Annotated in this window: 22 protein-coding genes; 9 read left to right on the top strand and 13 right to left on the bottom strand. The window is 33.9% G+C overall.

Going from position 1 to position 18,410, the window contains the following annotated elements:
* Positions 1 to 213 precede the first annotated feature (213 nt).
* On the top strand, positions 214 to 696 hold the full coding sequence (locus BN1208_RS03035) for a toxin-antitoxin system YwqK family antitoxin (protein ID WP_046487781.1): 483 nt from the start codon (positions 214 to 216) through the stop codon (positions 694 to 696).
* A 73-nt stretch (positions 697 to 769) separates the two neighbouring features.
* Here BN1208_RS03035 and BN1208_RS03030 read toward each other — a convergent pair whose 3' ends face one another.
* Positions 770 to 2,821: a TonB-dependent receptor gene (locus BN1208_RS03030; RefSeq protein ID WP_052734624.1), complete on the bottom strand. Its 2,052-nt coding sequence runs from the start codon at positions 2,819 to 2,821 to the stop codon at positions 770 to 772.
* A 69-nt stretch (positions 2,822 to 2,890) separates the two neighbouring features.
* Positions 2,891 to 3,166, bottom strand: coding sequence for a hypothetical protein (locus tag BN1208_RS07125; protein ID WP_162197760.1), 276 nt, complete (start codon positions 3,164 to 3,166; stop codon positions 2,891 to 2,893).
* A 130-nt stretch (positions 3,167 to 3,296) separates the two neighbouring features.
* Between BN1208_RS07125 and BN1208_RS03020 the strand changes: the two genes are divergently transcribed.
* From BN1208_RS03020 to BN1208_RS03005, 4 genes are all read left to right on the top strand, one after another.
* On the top strand, positions 3,297 to 4,553 hold the full coding sequence (locus BN1208_RS03020; RefSeq protein ID WP_046487779.1) for a Y-family DNA polymerase: 1,257 nt from the start codon (positions 3,297 to 3,299) through the stop codon (positions 4,551 to 4,553).
* Positions 4,554 to 4,727: 174 nt separating this feature from the next.
* A complete protein-coding gene (locus tag BN1208_RS03015; RefSeq protein WP_156157781.1) occupies positions 4,728 to 5,429 on the top strand; it encodes a hypothetical protein in 702 nt (233 codons plus the stop codon).
* A 176-nt stretch (positions 5,430 to 5,605) separates the two neighbouring features.
* Positions 5,606 to 5,854, top strand: a complete 249-nt coding sequence (locus tag BN1208_RS03010) for a helix-turn-helix domain-containing protein (RefSeq protein WP_162197759.1) — start codon at positions 5,606 to 5,608, stop codon at positions 5,852 to 5,854.
* Positions 5,838 to 6,071 carry a helix-turn-helix domain-containing protein gene (locus BN1208_RS03005; protein WP_197540438.1) on the top strand — a complete coding sequence of 78 codons (234 nt, stop codon included), beginning with the start codon at positions 5,838 to 5,840 and terminating at the stop codon, positions 6,069 to 6,071. The genes BN1208_RS03010 and BN1208_RS03005 overlap by 17 nt, the downstream gene beginning before the upstream one ends.
* 54 nt (positions 6,072 to 6,125) lie before the next feature.
* Here BN1208_RS03005 and nhaD read toward each other — a convergent pair whose 3' ends face one another.
* The 8 genes from nhaD to BN1208_RS02965 form a co-directional block, all read right to left on the bottom strand.
* Entirely contained in the window at positions 6,126 to 7,409 is a 1,284-nt protein-coding gene (gene nhaD, locus BN1208_RS03000; protein ID WP_046487773.1) for a sodium:proton antiporter NhaD, read from the bottom strand.
* A gap of 64 nt (positions 7,410 to 7,473) precedes the next feature.
* Entirely contained in the window at positions 7,474 to 8,355 is an 882-nt protein-coding gene (locus tag BN1208_RS07455) for a Brp/Blh family beta-carotene 15,15'-dioxygenase (protein ID WP_046487772.1), read from the bottom strand.
* Positions 8,345 to 9,472 (bottom strand): lycopene cyclase family protein, encoded by a 1,128-nt coding sequence (locus BN1208_RS02990; RefSeq protein WP_046487770.1) that lies wholly within the window; start codon positions 9,470 to 9,472, stop codon positions 8,345 to 8,347. The genes BN1208_RS07455 and BN1208_RS02990 overlap by 11 nt, the downstream gene beginning before the upstream one ends.
* Positions 9,473 to 9,475: 3 nt before the next feature.
* On the bottom strand, positions 9,476 to 10,366 hold the full coding sequence (locus tag BN1208_RS02985) for a phytoene/squalene synthase family protein (RefSeq protein ID WP_046487768.1): 891 nt from the start codon (positions 10,364 to 10,366) through the stop codon (positions 9,476 to 9,478).
* Position 10,367: 1 nt separating this feature from the next.
* Positions 10,368 to 11,837 carry a phytoene desaturase family protein gene (crtI, locus tag BN1208_RS02980; protein WP_046487767.1) on the bottom strand — a complete coding sequence of 490 codons (1,470 nt, stop codon included), beginning with the start codon at positions 11,835 to 11,837 and terminating at the stop codon, positions 10,368 to 10,370.
* On the bottom strand, positions 11,827 to 12,771 hold the full coding sequence (locus tag BN1208_RS02975; protein WP_046487765.1) for a polyprenyl synthetase family protein: 945 nt from the start codon (positions 12,769 to 12,771) through the stop codon (positions 11,827 to 11,829). Before BN1208_RS02975 ends, crtI begins: the two co-directional genes overlap by 11 nt.
* A 58-nt stretch (positions 12,772 to 12,829) precedes the next feature.
* The gene (locus tag BN1208_RS02970; RefSeq protein ID WP_046487763.1) at positions 12,830 to 13,555 is read right to left on the bottom strand and encodes a bacteriorhodopsin; all 726 of its coding nucleotides are present in this window, start codon (positions 13,553 to 13,555) and stop codon (positions 12,830 to 12,832) included.
* Between the two features lie 114 nt (positions 13,556 to 13,669).
* A complete protein-coding gene (locus tag BN1208_RS02965; protein ID WP_046487761.1) occupies positions 13,670 to 14,461 on the bottom strand; it encodes a bacteriorhodopsin-like in 792 nt (263 codons plus the stop codon).
* A gap of 463 nt (positions 14,462 to 14,924) precedes the next feature.
* Here BN1208_RS02965 and BN1208_RS07450 point away from each other — a divergent pair, with 463 nt between their 5' ends.
* From BN1208_RS07450 to BN1208_RS02950, 3 genes are read left to right on the top strand one after another with little or no spacing between them, the layout of a single operon-like run.
* Entirely contained in the window at positions 14,925 to 15,320 is a 396-nt protein-coding gene (locus BN1208_RS07450) for a thiol-disulfide oxidoreductase DCC family protein (protein ID WP_420885851.1), read from the top strand.
* Positions 15,321 to 16,007: a DUF429 domain-containing protein gene (locus BN1208_RS02955; protein ID WP_046487759.1), complete on the top strand. Its 687-nt coding sequence runs from the start codon at positions 15,321 to 15,323 to the stop codon at positions 16,005 to 16,007. It abuts the gene before it with no gap.
* Positions 16,007 to 16,333, top strand: a complete 327-nt coding sequence (locus tag BN1208_RS02950) for a DUF3147 family protein (RefSeq protein WP_046487757.1) — start codon at positions 16,007 to 16,009, stop codon at positions 16,331 to 16,333. Before BN1208_RS02955 ends, BN1208_RS02950 begins: the two co-directional genes overlap by 1 nt.
* 44 nt (positions 16,334 to 16,377) lie before the next feature.
* Here BN1208_RS02950 and BN1208_RS02945 read toward each other — a convergent pair whose 3' ends face one another.
* From BN1208_RS02945 to BN1208_RS02940, 3 genes are read right to left on the bottom strand one after another with little or no spacing between them, the layout of a single operon-like run.
* Positions 16,378 to 16,722, bottom strand: coding sequence for an HNH endonuclease (locus BN1208_RS02945; protein WP_156157780.1), 345 nt, complete (start codon positions 16,720 to 16,722; stop codon positions 16,378 to 16,380).
* Positions 16,723 to 16,724: 2 nt separating this feature from the next.
* Entirely contained in the window at positions 16,725 to 16,859 is a 135-nt protein-coding gene (locus BN1208_RS07200) for a DUF2256 domain-containing protein (RefSeq protein ID WP_082092869.1), read from the bottom strand.
* 12 nt (positions 16,860 to 16,871) lie between these two features.
* A complete protein-coding gene (locus tag BN1208_RS02940) occupies positions 16,872 to 17,141 on the bottom strand; it encodes a TIGR03643 family protein (protein ID WP_046487755.1) in 270 nt (89 codons plus the stop codon).
* A 320-nt stretch (positions 17,142 to 17,461) separates the two neighbouring features.
* On the opposite strand from BN1208_RS02940, the gene msrP reads away from it, so the two are divergent.
* Positions 17,462 to 18,409, top strand: a complete 948-nt coding sequence (gene msrP / locus BN1208_RS02935; protein WP_140016925.1) for a protein-methionine-sulfoxide reductase catalytic subunit MsrP — start codon at positions 17,462 to 17,464, stop codon at positions 18,407 to 18,409.
* The last annotated feature ends 1 nt before the right edge of the window (position 18,410 follow it).

Raw genomic sequence — 18,410 nt, 5'->3', positions numbered from 1 at the left:
TTGAGTTTAATCCAAAAATTTCAGATTCTTAATATTTTATATTATTCCAATTTGAATTCTTATTGGCTTTTATTGTGAACTTTTTCCAATAATATTTGACAAAAAATCAATAAATTTATGTGGCTATTTTTATGAAACCTCTTATTTTCTTACGTCCAGTCTTAAGCTTGCACCTATCTGCTGCTAATGATGATAATAAGGTAATATTTCAATATGTTATCTATTAAAAACTTTAAGATATTTTATCTTTTAATTATTCTCTTCTTTTCTTTTGCCACGCAGGCTAAAGACTCACCAGAAAAACCATTAACTGGTAAATATACCGAAAAGTTTCACAATGGAAATTTAAAATATGAAGTTAATTATGTTAATGGTAAAAAAGAGGGTCTAGAAATTTTCTGGTATATCAGTGGTGGAAAATATATTCAGACAACTTATAAAAATGATAAAGAAGATGGTATTTGGAATCAGTGGTTCGAAAATGGCCAATTAAAGCTAGAAGCGCATTACAAAAATGGAAAAGAAGATGGTTTATTTACACTTTTTTATGACAACGGCAGCAAACGATCTGAATCAAATTTTGCAAATGGTGAAAAAGTTGGGTACGAAACTTATTGGGAAAGAAATGGTGACGTTAAATCTAAAACATTGTACAAATCTAAGTCGTTAGACAAGAACAATAAACCAGCTAACTAAATAGGTTGTTCAAGAGTTAAATTTTTTGATATTTTTGCGTCACGCCCTTTACCAGCTTAGGCAAAATTCTTTTTTAAAAGTCTCCTCGCAGTCCAAACATGATTGACCGTCCACCCATTGGTGCTATATCTTTTAAAAAAGATGCATGCTCACGAATTTCTTCATCCAATAAATTATTAGCTTTTGTAAAAGCTTCTAAATTATATTGTGCAGGTAACTTATAAGTCGCCATCATACTGACGTTTGTATATGCGTCTGTAATAAGCTCTTTACCTCCTTCGTAATTATAATTTGATGCAACACGATCTTGTTTGAAAGCATGAAGCACATCTAACCTTGCGCCAAAACGATCAAATTCATACTTAAGGCCTGCGCCTAATTTAAGCGGTGATATACGAGGTACGTAACCACCATTCGTTTTATCTTTAGCATCCACATAATCACCTCTTACATTCAACTGCAAGGTATCAGTGAGCATACTCTTACCTTCTAACTCAACACCTTTGAATTCAGCTTTGATAGCAGAAAATTGAGATATTTTGTGAGTTTTAATTAAGCCAACAGGTTGAGTATCATTCGTTGATCTTAATCCAATGTAATTTGAAAAATTTGTGTAATAAGCTCCTAAAGTCAAACTATCTTGTCCTGATTTCCAACGTATCTGACCATCTAACCCATTTGATTTTTCAATCTTTAAATTAGCTTGTCCTTGCTCATAGGTTCCAGTTGCTGCATGCACACCATTCGCATATAGCTCAAAGTAAGAAGGTGCGCGCTCATTGTGACTTAAGTTTCCAGTTAAAGACCATTGAGAATTTAAGGTGTAAAGACCCCCAATCGCACTATTATTCGTTTTGAAATTCTTGTTAGCAGCTATAAAATTCCCGCCTCCTTTGGAATCAACATCATGCTGACCATGTCTTAAACCAAAGGTTACTTTATGTTTGTCGATAGGCAATTCTTCATAGAGATAAATTGACTGGCTATTGGTTTTAGATGAAGGTACGAAAGCCTCCGCTCCAAGAGCTTGGAACTTTCCGCTTTCAAATTGTAAGCCCACAACACCCTTCAAACTTAGTAATGGTTGATGGCCTAACTCAAATGTGCCGTCAATACATTGGTTTTTAAATGCTGTGTTAACTGAGCCGTTCTCAATTTCTTTATGCATATAATCCGTATAAGCGGCTCGAAATTTAGCACGATCAAAGAAATTACCGAGATCTCTAATTTCAGATGCAAAATCAAAACGATCATTATCCATATCAATAGAAACTGCTGATTCTAATGGGCTCCCGTATTGTGTTTGATGTTTGGCGTAACTCGCCCCAGCATAACCCCTATCAAAAATCATGGACGCTCCTATAGCGCCTCCTTTAGTTTCTGATTGACTATTAATAAGCTTATGAATACCGTATTCACCACTTGGAGCGAAGCCCCCTGCGCCATCCTCTCCGATCTGCCAAGATCGAGTATCTCTTTTTCTATTCGAAACCGCATTGCCTGGAATACGTAAATTTTTAGCGTCTCGATTATAGGCATCGAAGTGCATCACAAAATTACCTGTACCCACATCCACCACTGCAGCATTGCTTTGCTCTAAATTAGCTCCGCCATAACGCACTTCACCTCGACCTGTAATACCTTCAAATTTCTCTTTAGGAATTCGATGATCAATGGCATTTACTACACCGCCTACTGCACCACCCCCGTAAAGAAGTGTGGCAGGCCCCCGAATGACATCAATTTGTTCAATAATTAAAGGGTCAATCGATACACCATGGTCAAAACTTAAGTTAGAAGCATCTAAATTATTGACGCCATTTTGTAAGATCTTAATGCGATCGCTATCCATACCTCGGATCATGGGGCGTCCAACTGAGGGGCCAAAGGAGCTATTACTTACACCCGGAATGCTATTTAACGTCTCGGCCAATGTATTTTCTCGCCTTAATGACAGCTCTCGACCATTAAGGATAGAAATCGGTATCACCATTTGATCAGAGCCAACACCCAAAGGATTACCAGTCACCGCTGTGGTGGGTATAGTTAAAGTTCCTTTATCCGCACCGATCGCTGGATAAGTAAATATAAAAAGTAGAGCAAATGTTATTTTTTTAAGTTTCACTTTGAAACCTCTTCAATAAAAAATTAGTAATAAAAGCCTCCTTAAAAGATTTAAGGAAGTAAATTAAATTTAATTTAATACTGAAGTTTGAGGTGGGGCGCGAGCAGCAAAGTGAATTGCTGTAAGAGATTCGTATGAATTAGATTGGACTACAAATACCGTGTAATGATTTAACTCTTCAAGAGTGAAAGTAAATTCACTATCATTAATATGCTGAAGTTTTGCGAAACCAATACATTGGCTACAAGAATTCAGGTCTGACTTATGAGATTGGGTCTTTTGGGTATGGTCCTGTATATGAGAAATTTCATGCGCAATCGCTGCTTGCTGACTAAAAGCAAACAAAAAGATTAGACATAAAGTACTATAAAGGCGCTTAAACATAGGAATAGTGTAGCACATTCCTATTCCAACCCCACCAAAATCACCACTCCTGAAGCTGCTCGAACTCCCTATTTTCAAGTAAAATAAACTTATGAAATCCATCGCCCTTATTGATGTTAATAACTTCTACGTTAGCTGTGAAAGAGTGTTTAATCCTAAGTTAGAAAATAAACCAGTGGTGGTATTAAGTAACAACGATGGTTGTGCTATCTCTCGCTCTAATGAAGCTAAAGAGCTTGGTATTAAAATGGGAACACCTTGGTTTAAATTTAAAGAGTTTGCCAAACAAGAGAATGTTACAGCTCTCTCATCCAACTACACACTCTATTTAGATATGAGTCATCGCGTAATGACATTGTTATCCAAATTTAGCCCTGACCAAGAAATTTATTCCGTGGATGAATCTTTCCTAGACCTAACCTCATTCAAATCTAAAGATCTTATTAAGTATGGTCAGCAAATTAAAACTAAAATCAAACAATGGACAGGATTACCTGTTTCTATTGGTATTGGCTCTACTAAAACATTATCAAAATTAGCTAATCACATTGCAAAAAAGAATCCATCATTTAAAGGTGTATGTAATTTAAATGTCATGGATGAAGATACGCTTGAAACCTGGATGAGTCATTTTCCTGTTTCTGATGTTTGGGGGGTTGGTAGATCATTAGCGCCTAAACTTAATCAACTTGGCATCATATCTGTCCTAGATTTAAAACATGCAGATGCAGACTATATACGTCAGCAATTTAGTATTGTTCTTGAAAAGACGGTGCGTGAACTCAATGGTGTGATGTGTATAGAATTAAAGGATGTAGAAGAGCCTAATAAAGAGATTATCGTATCCCGTTCTTTTGGTAGACGAGTGAGAGACAAACAAGAACTCATAGAAGCTGTGACTTCATATACCAGCCGTGCTGCTGAAAGAATGAGAAAGCAAAATTCTGTAGCCACCTCTTTATATATCTATATAAGAACAAGCCCCCATAATGATAAAAAACAATATGCTAATGGGGTCAACATTCCATTATTTCAACTGAGTGATGACACCATAATATTAACAAATGCCGCCTTATTGGGATTGGATTATATTTATCGCGATGGTTTTGACTATCAAAAAGCTGGTATTACATTGTGTAATTTAACTTCCAAAGATAAAGTACAAGGCAATTTATTCAGCGACACAATTTCAAATTCTCGCATGAGGGTGATGGATAGCATCAATCAAAGATGGAAAGGTAAATTAAAGTTAGGCAGTGAAGGTATTACAAAAGAATGGGAAATGAAAGCTAACTTTAAATCAAGAAACTACACAACTAACTGGGATCAGTTAATCATCGCGCACTAAATCTAAAGCATCAGAATTTTTGATCATTAGAATCAAATCCCGCAATTGAAATAGCAATTATAAAGTGGCAATTGTAACGAGATCTTTACATACAATAACCCTTTGCACTCCATAAATAGAATATAGTCACTCTATATTAAAGTTTATAAAGGCTATCTTAAGAACAAAGTTATTGTGAATACCAAAGCAAATATGTTGGAAAGATTTTCTATTGCCCTGCGCTCAGGTTTAGTGAATAAGTATAGTCGCATTCCAACTGCACAAAAATTCTCTGATGAGTTCAATTTACGCTCAGTAAATTCAATCACAAGGGAAACTGCAAGAAAATGGATTAATGGCTTAGTCATGCCGGAATCCGAACGACTTCTTACGCTTATTCAATGGTTGAATCTAAATTCTGATTATGTGTATCTAAATTCAATAGAAGTTGATGACGAAAATTATCCACCAAGTAAAATACAGCGTTTAAGAAAAAGAGAAGTTTTTGCACGTAATGCTTTAAATTTTGTCTCCCCTCGTATAGCTATCATGGATAAAGACGGCATCATTATTCTGGTCAATGAGGCTTGGAGAGCAGCGGCTAATCGCAATCCACCTTTACATAAAACGACCGCTTTTTGTGAAGGTGCAAATTATCTAGAGATATTAGATAAGGTCAAGGGTCTGGAAAAAGAAGATGCAAAGGAAACAGCTTCTGCAATTCGAGATCTAGCGAAAAATCCTGGGAAAAAGTTTGTATTTAAATACTCTTGTCATGCCCCCTCTAAAAAACATTGGTTTATAGCAGAGCTTTCCTCTTTTCATGAAAAAGAAAACCAATGTCTCACCATTTCCCATCAAGAAATTTCTGAACGTCAATTCTTAGCTAAAATTTAGTGCTTTAAAAGTGGCAGTTTGCAATTAAATTAAGCGCATTATTTAATCCTAATTTAAATAAATTAAGAGAGTTTAAGTGCATTTAAATAAAACTTTAAAGTTTTCTTCCTTTAGATTTGCAAAAAATTATCTCTTATTAGCCAATAAAAAGATATTAACAAAAGATGAAATTAATAATGCCAACAAAGCTTATCTACGATGGGAATATTTTAAGGCAAGCAAGAATCGCGCAAAATAAAAGTATTGGCGATATTGCATATACCCTCTGCTCTTCAAGCCACCAAATAAGTGATATTGAATTAAATAGTGCAACTTCCTATGGGTTCTTAAGACAGATTGTCATAAGACGCTATGCTGAATTATTAAGTATTGATTTAAATACTGTGATTACTCAATTTGAGTCCGATCTTGATATCATTAATTAAATTAGATGCCGCTTTTGGAAAGACCTTAAGGAAGAGAAGGTTAGCAAAATTATTAACTCAAGAAGTTTTAGCTACAGAAGCTAATTTATCTCGCGCTTATATCAGTGATTTAGAAATAGGTAAAAAAGACCCAAGCTTATTCACTGTATTTAAACTAGCAGAGGCTTTGAAATTAAAACCAAGTACTTTGATAGATGAGGTTGAGAACACAATTTGAATGAGCGTCGAAATTCTTGATACTCATGAAAAACTAAAAGGTGAACCAACATTTTTAATGAGTTAGATTATATTGAGTGATATAAACAGCTATTCCTGCAAAATAACCAATTAAAGCTAACCAACTAATCTTTTTAACGTACCAAAAGAATGGTATTTTTTCTAAACCCATTGCTGCAACACCTGCAGCTGAACCAATAATTAGTATCGACCCACCCGTTCCTGCACAATACGCCATAAATTCCCATAAGAAACTATCAGCTGGATATTTTGCTAAGTCATACATCCCCATTGAAGCTGCGACAAGGGGCACATTATCTACAATTGCACTCAGCAATCCCAATAACGTCACAATATAATCCTGACGACCCACCGTTTTATCTAAAAACTCAGAGAGTGAGTGAAGTATATGGCTATGCTCGAGTGTTGCGACAGCCAATAAAATACCAATGAAAAAGACAATCGATGTCATATCGATGCGATGCAATGCATGGGCTAAAGTGAATTGCTGTTTATCAGCATCTTCTTTCTTATAATGTATTAAATCTCCAACCAGCCAAAGCAAGCCTAAACCAAAAAGTATTCCCATAAAAGGTGGTAAATGAGTCAGTGTTTTAAACACAGGCACTAGTATTAAAATACCGAGTCCTAAATAAAACATCGTATTTCGCTCAAAATTAGAAGTCAGCATTAAAGAGGCGTTATATGTTTTAGTTTGAGATGAAATAAGTTTGCCTCGCATGGCATGACTGACAAACAATAATGGTGCAATGAGATTAGCTAATGAAGCTAGGAACAACCCTTTAATAATGGCTAGTGATGTTATCTGCCCGCCTATCCATAACATTGTCGTTGTAACATCGCCGATAGGAGACCAAGCACCGCCTGCATTAGCAGAAATCACTACTATTGCTGCAAATAGAAGCCTATCTTCTTGTTTTTGTAATAGTTTCCTTGTGAGTGAAATCATCACGATTGTGGTAGTTAAATTATCTAGAACTGCACTTAGGAAAAAGGATAGAAACCCAACTATCCATAATAAATGTGAAAGCTTTTTAGTTTTAATACGAGATGTAATAACTTCAAAACCATTATGCGCATCTATGACCTCGACAATGGTCATCGCCCCAATTAAGAAGAAAACAATTTCTGCAGTAGAAGAAATAGACTCACTTAATTGATGACCCACAAGTAAATGATCGCCTGTTGAAACCGCATAAATGGTCCATAGCAATCCTGCGCCCAATAGTGCAGTAGCTGACTTATTGATTTTTATAGAATGTTCAAGCGTAATTGCGGCATATGTTATTACAAAAATAATAATGAGAGCGCTAAGCATAATTTTTAAATGGCAAGTTATTGTTTGTAATTAGATTGTAGCAGATTAGCTAACTGTCAAAATTTTACCGATTCTTAAAGTTACTTAATAGTAAACGGTTGATTAACGGCAAAAACATATGGGAAATTGTAAGAGCCATTAAAAAAGAAAAAATGATGGTTAAGTAACTAATCTGCAAATTATAAAAAAGAAAAAAGTAGGAAAAAAAGGTAACTGGCAAAGTGAAGGCTACTAGAAACATTAGGTCTCTTAAAGATTTAATTCCAATATTAATTAAAGCTCTAAGGCCATGTAAAAAACAGAAATAGAAGGTAAACCAATAAATTGGACTTAAAAGACTGGCGAGAACAACTGTAACTAATAACTCGAGGACAAGAAAAAATTTATCTTTTTTAGCAATACCCTTATGAATATAAATTAAAAATAAAAAACTACCGATAAAGATAATTGTAATAAATTTAAGTATCTCAAATACTTTAAGGTTTAAATCTGAATTTGTTAAACTGTCGAAAATTAATTTAACATCATTTTCAAAAAAAATGACAGGAAGCAATGTCATGACAAAGCCCCAAGAAATTTTAATGCCTTGAGTAGCTCGACTTAAGTATGAAAGATCACTATGGCCAAAGTGGGCCATTGACATTAAAAGTAAAAGAACTAAGCCTATCATGGGACTTTGGAACCACAGAATCAGCCCTAAAAGCACAATTATTAAATAAATTAAGAAAGCTAGGGCTTTCATCTTAAGCTTGGGAAAAGTTTTCCATATAACAATAGAGTCCGCTGCGCCGTGGGAAACACCAAATGACATAATAATTAGGAATAGGATTGCTAGGGATGAATTAACGTCAGCAATATTGAAAGCTGTATCTCGTTGAGTAACAAATATTAAAAAAAGACTTAATATCAAATAAAAAAACTGGTGAATTCTAACCTTATTTAACATATAAGTTAATCAAACCCCTAAGCATTACTAATTTTGGTAATTTCAAAATAATTGCTAAATAATCGAATATCCGTGATTGGTCAGATAAAAATCTTATAGCAGATGAAGTTGGGACTTTTGTAAAAAAAATCCTAAATATTTCAGGGGCAATTTGAGGGTTAGATCTTAAAACAGAAAGAAAGATTTTATCTAACCAATTTGTAAGGTAATTTTCTTTGTGAGCAATCATTTCATAGTTAAATTCTTTTTTTGTTTTAATTTGGTGAGCCCATAGAGCGATTCGAGTAAAGGCGTATCCAGAAGCAGGTCTTGAAGCTCCAGCAAAGTTCCCAATTTTAAAATATTGATTTTTCATTCTTCTATCAATGTATGGTGACATTGGAAGCACGGCTTTCTCAGTTCTTGTTATTTCTTTGACATTAAACTTCAATAAAGTAAGTTTATGAATCTTTTCAACTGCTTTAAAATCTATCTCAGAAGAAAAAAAAGTTGTTTCAATTAATGCTTTAGTTTTTGAGAATGGAAGAATGTAGGTAAAAATTACATTTTTTTTAGACTCGGCGAAATCCATCAATGTCACGACATTCTCATCAAATATCTTTTGATTCGATATGATCTCGGAGCCAACAAAAACTTGCTTCAATGATGGATATTTATCATCAAATGTTTTATTAGGTCTGCTATCGACTATATTTTTGAGTAATATTTTTTTACTCTTTAATTTGACTTCCCAACCATCTTGTTTTTTTTTAATATCTTTGACTGATTGCCCCTGCCTTACTTGAATACCCTTTTTAGTAAGGTTTTTGTATAGTTCACCAAGAATTGATTCTGAGCTATAACAAGCATATCTATATTCACCCAGATCAATCTTATAAGATTTACTTTTTACCTTAATTTCTATTTGTGACCATTCTTTTTTAGGTTTTACACTGAAACTTTTTTTGATATCAAACAATCCTGGGCCTGACCAAAAGCTGTATGTTTTATCGTTTTTTGTATTGATATCTTTTTCAAATAAAATGAAATTGTTAATTTTTTTACTAAGAAGAGAGTTGCCAAGAGTTAATCCAGATAAACCAGCACCAATAATTCCAATATCAAATTTTTGTTTCATATATTAAAAGTGGCAGTCTGGAAGAGTCGTTATAAATTTATGCAGACTCTTATTATGCGGTTTTAATTTAACTTTAAAAGTGATAAGGAATTTAGCAATAATCTTCAATGTTATCAGTAACTTATAAATATTACTTACATAGCACCTTTTTTCTTTATGCTGATATTGAGTCTGAATTAATTGATATCCAATTTGTTGGTAGAGAGAAGAAGCTAATTTAACTGCAAGAGCTGCACCCCGGGGAAGATGATCAATTGCTTGACTGGCGCTAGCAAAGTAAATATTTGCTAAATTAATCATTTTTTTTCGCGTTAAATCTATTTTTGCGGCAGTTTTTTTTGTTGGATGAGCTATGTCTTCGGGTGAGTGTTTACCAATGAGACTCTCAGGAAGATAAATCCTATTTCGCGCACTATCTTCATAAATATCTCGAGAAATATTAACCAATTGCATTGCAATGCCTAAATCGATTGCAAAATATCGCATTTTTTTATCTTTTACACCAAAAATGTCACAAACCATCAATCCAACGGTACCTGCAACTTGGTAACAATAAATTATTAAAGCCTTTTCTGATTTGAATGAGGTAAATTTAATATCAGATATCTGTCCATTCAAAAACATTTTTACGAGCTTTTGGTTCGGCCAATTTTCCTTTGGGATATTATTTAATACATTAATGACCGGATGAGACCTACCTTTATTCCAGGCATCAATAAATATGAGAAGTTTTTTTTTTGCAATATTTAAGTTTTTAGCTTCGTCGACCATGTCATCTATTTTTCGACAGAAGCTATAGATAGAGTAAATCGCTTGCATTTTTACGTTATCAAGAAAAAAAGATGCCCAATAAAAGGTTTTTCCATGCTTACGCATCAATAAATTATTCTCCATACTATGGAATCAATTTATCTATGACCTTGGCTGAATTGAGAACACCCGGAACACCTGCTCCCGGGTGAGTCCCAGCACCTACGTAAAAAAGGTTCTGATATAAATCATCTTGATTGTGCGTTCTAAACCATGCTGATTGCCTAAATAACGGCGCTATAGAAAATCCTGAGCCAAAAGGTGTGTTGTAATCCTGTAAAAAATCCTCAGGGGTCATAACAAATGATTCGCAAATATTTTCACTGAGTTTTGGCATCATGGTTTGCTCTAGAGCCTTAATAATAGATTGTGTAAATGCCGACGCCTCATCTTTCCAGCGAATATTTCCTTTTAAATTTGGCACTGGTACTAGCGCATAAAAACTATCGCAGCCTATAGGTGCAAAATCAGGATCAGTTGCTGTTGGCCTGTGGAGATAAATAGAAAAATCCTCGGATAGCTTGTAGCGGTCAAAGATGTCGCTCAGCAATTCTTTATAACGAGGTCCCATCCAAATAGTATGGTGAGCAATATTGTCATATTTGACTTTTGTTCCAAAGAAAAGAACAAATAAACCCATTGAGTGCTTTGCTGTTTTTTGTACAAATTTATTATGAAGCGAAATTTTCTTATGCCCTATTAAATTGCTGTTTGTATGAATAGGGTCTGCATTTGTAATTAAATAATCAGTTTTGAAAAATTTACCCTCCTCAGTTTCTATACCTTCAACCATTTTGTCTGTAGTAATAATTTTCTTAATTTCGCTATTGAGAAATATGTTTATACCCTTACGCTCCATGAGCATCTTTAGCTGAGATATGATTTCTCCAGTGCCTCCTTTGGCAAAAAATACTCCCCATTTTTTTTCAAGCGCATGAATAAGAGCATAAATTGAAGTGGTATTAAAAGGGTTTCCTCCAACAAGCAATGGCTGAATTGAGAATGCTTGCCTTAGATTTGGATGTTTTAGATAGCTTGAAACAAATTGATAAACTGATTGATAGCCCTTTAATTTAATAATATCGGGGGTATATTTAATTAAACTACTTAATTTATGAAAAGGCTGGTCAGCAAGCTTGAGATAGCCCAATTCAAATATGTTCTCAGCATGCTGAAGCATTTTAAGATAGCCATTGACGTCTTTAGGCTCAATAGCTTTTATTTGCTCTAATAACTGATCTTGATCTGGGCCATAATTAAAAAATGTCCCGTCATGGAATCTAAAGCGATACCAAGGATCTAGAGGAATAAATTTAATAAAATCAAAAATGTCTTCATTAAATATTTCAAATAATTCCCTAAAAAGGTAAGGCGCAGTAATTACTGTGGGGCCTGCGTCATAAACAAAGCCATTTCGACTAAACTGCCTTGCTCTTCCGCCAATTTGATCCAATTTTTCATGTAAATCCACTTCATAGCCCTTCGCCCTCATTCGCAAGGCTGCGGCTATGCCACCAAAACCACTTCCAATCACAATTATTTTTTTATTTTGCATATATAAATTGGCTAGCTTTTTTGTCTATTCCTTCACAAAGAGAAGAAATAATAGGTCTTATGACTATTGGCATAAGGTGTAAAGAATCTTTTATATTTACTAATATCAATTGAATCCTATCAATTAAATCATCTTTAATATTTGAAGAAATTAAAAATTGCTTAAGCTCTTCTTTATTTTTTTTAAGAAAATTAATTTCTTTTTCAGAAGACTTTTCTTTAATTAAAACTACCAATGCATTCATTCTTTCAAATTTAATATCTGTGGGAATTTCATTGGCTTGATTTAATAAAATATTTTCCAAGTCATTCACAATTTGGTAAGCAAGCCCTATTTCGTCTGATATTTTTCTTAAATTAATATAGTAAGGCTCACCTAGCTCGGCACATTTAAACATTCCCATCATAGGCAAACAAATAAGTGGCGATGTTTTTGCCTTAGCAACATTCTTATAGTCTTCCCAACCTAAGTTTAAGAAGTTTGTGCTGAGATCTCCTGATTGGCCAAAAACAATTTCCTTCACAGTACCTGAAAGTAAGCCTAACAAGATGTTTTGATGCCAGCCTTGTTCAATTTCAGTAATTTTTTTAAAGGACTCTGCTATTAAATAATCCCCAGTGCATATAGCAGCGGGTATACCAAAATTTTTCCATACACTTACCTTACCTCTTCGAACTTCATCGCTATCACAAATGTCATCATGGAGAAGTGAGGCACTATGAATTAACTCGCAAACAACTGCCCAAATAATTGCTGTATGCTTTGACAGTCCTAGTGCTTCACCGGTAGAAAGCGCTAAGTGCGAGCGGATTAATTTTCCTTCTGATTCCCCGTGCCAATTAAGCCATAGAGATAAATTCTTTTCATTCACCTCAAAAGACTTGGCTAGATGTTTTTTAACGCTCTCTAGTGAATCGCTTTCATTTGAAATCATAATGAGTCTTATTTAAAAGAATATATGTAGAAAATATATCTGTTTGTCAAAGACTTAACTAAGCGCCAATTTCTGACTTTCTTTGCGCAATAATATAAATCAAAATACCAAAAACTGATTTAGCAACTATATCAACAAAAGTGAACCCAACCTGGATGCTTACAAATGCCGACAGCCCAAATAAAGGCAGGATATATACAAGCGGATAAAACGACCAAGACAGGATAATAAGTAATCTTGTTTTTTTGAATAATGGCTGCACAACTAAAGGTTGAGTCTTGATTGATGCACCTACTCCTTTAATCATTTCGTACAGTATATAAGAAAATGGAATCATTGCTAAAACCCACCAAATAACCTTAGCAAATCCAGTTGTAAGGGTTTCTCCGGGATAGCCGAGAATCACCATAAACGCAGCAGCTAATGTTAGCACCAGCCCTTTTTTGTATGTTTCTGCATGAGGCAATCTTAAGACTAAAACAAATTCTAGAAGTAACAGGGGGACGGTTAAAAGCCAATCAACATATCGATATGCATTATTAAATTGCATGCCGGTTTGTATGACTAAACCATCTTTTAATACATAAGCGCTATTGAAGCTCTCAAAGATTCTTAAGTAATGGTAGGTTGTAATTAAACAAACAAGCCCCGAAAGAGTTAATGCAGTTTTGTATGCGGGGGAAACTTGTGTTCTTTGAAGGAGAAAAAATACGGTTGATGCTCCAAAAGCAGCGATTGCAAAAGAGATCGCGTTATAAACTAAATTAAACTCGTCTATGCTCATGGGATTAGTGAATCGATTTTATTGTCTTAAGCTATTAATATTATAAAATTTAATCAGTAAAAATAAAAAAAACTGTGCAGCCAAAGCTGCACAGTTTTTTAAAAAATTACATACTTATTTTGATTCTGATACTGCTACAGACCAAATAATTATACCGAAAGCAATTTTGTTTAAAACGTCAGCTAAGTTATAGATGATGTTTAATGATGCCATGCTGCTTGCAGGATCTGAACCAGTTAAATAACCAAAGTAATAACCTAATGGATAAATTGCCCAGCCAAATGTAACAATTAATCGCATTGTATTAAAAGCTTTTTGCACTGTTGCTGGAGCTTTGTTTGCATTGATCTTACCTGCTTCACCAGCGAAAATTTCGTAGAGGATATAAGCCCATCCAAGCATACCAACAATGAATGATGTCATAACATCTGCGTAACCAGCTTCACCGGCATACCCACCGCCAAGCATAACTAAAGTACCAATTAAAAGTCTCCAAAAAACACCGTTAGAAACCTTAGTAATTGCTGAAAGAACTAAATAAAATTCAATCATTAATAAAGGCACTGTAATTAACCAATCAATATATCTATACACTGTTGGTGTTGATCCTGATGCAACCCACACGTCACGCATATAGAAATAGTGAACAGCTGCTACTAATGTAACTAAACCGGATACAGTAAGAGAAGTTTTCCACTTACCTGCTACACGATCTCTTTCAAGGAAGAAAAAAGCAGTTGAAGCAACTAATGCCATTGAAATTAGCCAAAAAGAAATACCAACGAAATCATTTGCTTGGAGAACCTGAGCTCCATGGCTCTCTGCAAAAGCTAAAGTTGATAAGCCTAATAAAGATAATCCTAATAAGCATTTATTTTTTACGGATTTAAAAAAATCTTGAAACATAGGAACCTCCTAGTGGTTGATAAAAAACAACTTCCAAAAAATAAAAATAATCAACTGGTATTCAAGTAAATTATCTGTCTATGAGTTTAGCCTGTGATTTGTATTTTTCAAAATCTTTTAATATTATTCATGGTAATCATAACCCACAATTAAATTGTGGGCATAAATAAACATGCTGTAATATATTGATTATTATAAAAAATTAAGAAAAATTCCATAAGTTACAAATTTATTTTGAAATAAATTTTTTCATAAGCTCGCCCCCCCTCACTCAACCTTCACCTTAAATCTAAAAAAGTCGCTTGAGACAGCGTTAAAAAAACTTTTGACGTTAAGTTCAATGCTATCAATAGCTTACATATTTTGTATATTTTATAAAAAATGAATTTTTGTGAGCATTTTTAGTCTAGGAAGTAGGCAATAAGCTGAAATATTGCTCGATTGGCTCCAAATTTTCCCCCGAATGGTTTGGAGCCTTTCTCATTTTGAGATTAAGAAAATTATGATAAAAATCCTTTACGATCAACATTGTAGCCTTTGTTCAAAAGAGATTAATTACTATAAATCAATCGCACCAAAAGGTATTTTCATGTGGTGCAATCTTCATAAACACAACAAATTACTTCATAAATACGGCATTACTTATAACGATGCTTTATTAAGTCTTCACGCTATCGACGACAAAGATAGAATTCATAGGGGTATAGATGCATTTTGCCTTATATGGAATAACTTAAGTAGATGGAGATTATTAAGTTTTATAATCAAGCTGCCACTAATTTACTTTATCAGTAAAATTTTCTACTCATATTTTGCTCAATGGCGTTTTAATAAAATGAAATATTGCAAGGTGAGCTAGTTGTCTTTAATTATCGGCATCGATGGATGTAAGTCTGGTTGGTTTGCAGTTTGGCAAAATCAAGATGAAGTTATTGAAACTGCAATTTTTCAAAGCATGAATAATCTCAAGGATTTTTTTATTAAGTCCAATCAGTTAATTATCGGTATTGACATACCTGTAGTCTTGTCTGAAGTGATGCCTCGAGAAGCTGACCAATTAGCTAGAAAGCTTCTAAGTAAAAAAGCCTCTTCTATTTTTACAGCGCCTACGCCAGAAATGTTAGAGCAACCGAATTATGAAAAAGCATCCCTTGTATCAAAAAAACTGATTGGTAAATCAATGTCACTTCAATCTTGGTATTTGTTTCCTAAAATAAGAGATGTCCAAACTGTGCTTCATCATGAGGATATAAAAATATTCGAAATACATCCAGAAGTTAGCTTTAGGGCTATGAACAATGAAAATGTAATCATTGAAAGTAAAAAGACAGCTGAAGGCTTTAAAATAAGAAAGTTTCTTCTTGATAAGCATTTTTTAAACTTTAATTTTGATGCCATCAGAAATAAATATAAAAAAAAAGACGTGATGGATAATGATATTTTAGATGCCCTCGTTGTTCTTTGGAGCACAAAAAGGATAGTCAATAATCAAGCTTTATATTTACCAGAAAAACCAGAAAAACCAAATATGCAAATCGTTTACTAATGATTTACTTCATAAAAATTATTATCGCGGTCCTGGTGATTGTACTTGTGACTGAATTAAGTAAGAAAGATACAAAAATAGCTGCACTTTTACTGGCACTACCAATTATTTCTTTTACTGCTTACACCATGATTTGGTTTGAAAGTAAGGATACCGACAAAATTGCTAAGTTAGCCAATGAAAATTTTATTTACGTATTGCCAGTCATGCCAGTATTACCGTTATTAAGCTGGATGCTTAAAAATGGCTTCGGATATTTCACTTCGCTGATTATGGTAACTATACTCATGATTATACTTTTTTATTTGTTACAAAAAATCCTATAAATGTTATGACATCAATTAAAATGCGACATACAGAAAAATACAATTTACTGCTTCTTAATACGTGAACTTTTAGCAGCTCTCTCGTAAAAATCATCTGATTTATTTTTCACCCAATTAATAAACGTTTGCATATCTGAATGATTTCTTAATGACTCTGCAGTATTCAATACTTTAGCGAGTTCATTTTCTTTAAATAACGCATGAATCTGTTTATGACAGATTCGGTGAAGATATTCAAAAGATTTTCCACCCTTAGATTTTGGTATTAAATGGTGTGCATCTTTTTGAGATTCTGGAATACTTCGTCCGCATATCGGACATATGACTGGATCTGAAATGATCTCTGAAAATACGAGTGGTAAAAGTTTTTTTCTAATTTTTCCGATCATGCTTAATTTTTATGGCGCTTACAACGCTCTGAACAGTATTTCACATCATTCCAAACAAGCTGCCATTTCTTTCTCCAAGAAAAAGGTTTTTGACAAACAAGGCAAATTTTTGTTGGTAAGTTTTCTTTTTTTACCATTCTCATAATAATTTAACGACTAATTTTATATTGAGTTACGCAGTGATCTCGCTTAATGTCAGGTGATCTAAGTTTTAAATGCTTGCTTGATTTTTCTTTAACACGTTTTCTCCATAACCGATATGATGAAGGCTTAAGGTTAGCCTGCATAATCCTCATTAAAGACGATTCATCTAATTGGTATGTCTTTAAGATTGCTTCAAAAGGTGTTCGATCCTCCCAAGCCATTTCAATCAGCCTAGAAATATCCCCTTCACTTAATAAAATCTCTTTTTTTGACATAAGGCTTAATTAAATAAGTATTTAATAAAAGCAGCGATGCCTAATACGTAAAATGCTGAACCAAGGCCGCATCTCAATGCCATGTGCCAATTATATTTACATTTTTTCTTTGCCATTTTTGTCTTTCGCATTAATTTAAGTATCTAGATATGTTTCTTTCTTTTAAAGTTCAATACTGTTTGGTCTTTACTTACACATATCTATTTCATCCGACCAAGAAACTTATCCTTTAGAATTCTGTCAATCTATCAAATACTATAAAATATCAACTTCTAGCAAATTAACCCAGCTTTCTATATTTAAAATAGTTAAAATTATGTATGACTAACATTAAAAAAATACCAGCTTCAGAAATTACACCTGAACATATTTATAATGATCGTAGAAATTTTATAAAAAATTTAGGTTTAATTTTAAGCTCCTCTGCTCTATCTACATTTGCCAACACTAGTTTTGGAGCTCTCAATTCCCTTCCATCATTTGCGCAAGCAAAAAACCATGGCAATGAAAAGCTAACTTCTCTTAAGGATATTACAAGCTATAACAATTATTATGAATTTGGCACTTCAAAATCAGATCCGCATGATCATGCAGATTTATTAAAAATTGATCCATGGTCGATTTCGATTGAAGGCTCTGTTGCTAAGCCATTAAAACTTGATGTGGATGAGCTTATTAAACTTATACCAATAGAAGAGCGAATCTATAGACTACGCTGTGTTGAAGGTTGGTCTATGGTTATCCCTTGGGTAGGTATCCCATTAAATTCATTACTTAAAAAAGTATCTCCAACTGGAAATGCTAAATATGTTGAATTTGTATCTCTAAAGCGACCAAGCGAGATGATTGGCCAAAAAGATGACATGCTAGATTGGCCATACACTGAAGGGCTAAGATTAGATGAGGCTATGCATCCGCTTACTATTTTAGCAGTTGGCTTATATGGAAAAGTTTTACCTAAGCAAAATGGGGCACCAATTAGATTAGTTGTACCTTGGAAATATGGTTTTAAAAGCATTAAAGCTATCACCAAAATCAGATTAGTAGAAAAAATGCCTGTTTCCACATGGATGAAAGCCAATTCCAAAGAGTATGGATTTTATGCCAATGTTAATCCCGAAGTAGATCATCCCCGATGGTCGCAAGCCACGGAGAGGAGAATTGGAGAAAGTCTATTAGCGCCAAGGCTTAAAACAGAAATGTTTAATGGTTATCAAAAAGAAGTGGCTCATCTTTATCAAGGTATGGATTTAAATAGGTATTTTTAAT

The sequence above is a fragment of the Candidatus Methylopumilus planktonicus genome, from assembly GCF_000981505.1.
Classification (GTDB): domain Bacteria; phylum Pseudomonadota; class Gammaproteobacteria; order Burkholderiales; family Methylophilaceae; genus Methylopumilus; species Methylopumilus planktonicus.
This window is presented reverse-complemented; position numbering and strand designations above follow the sequence as displayed.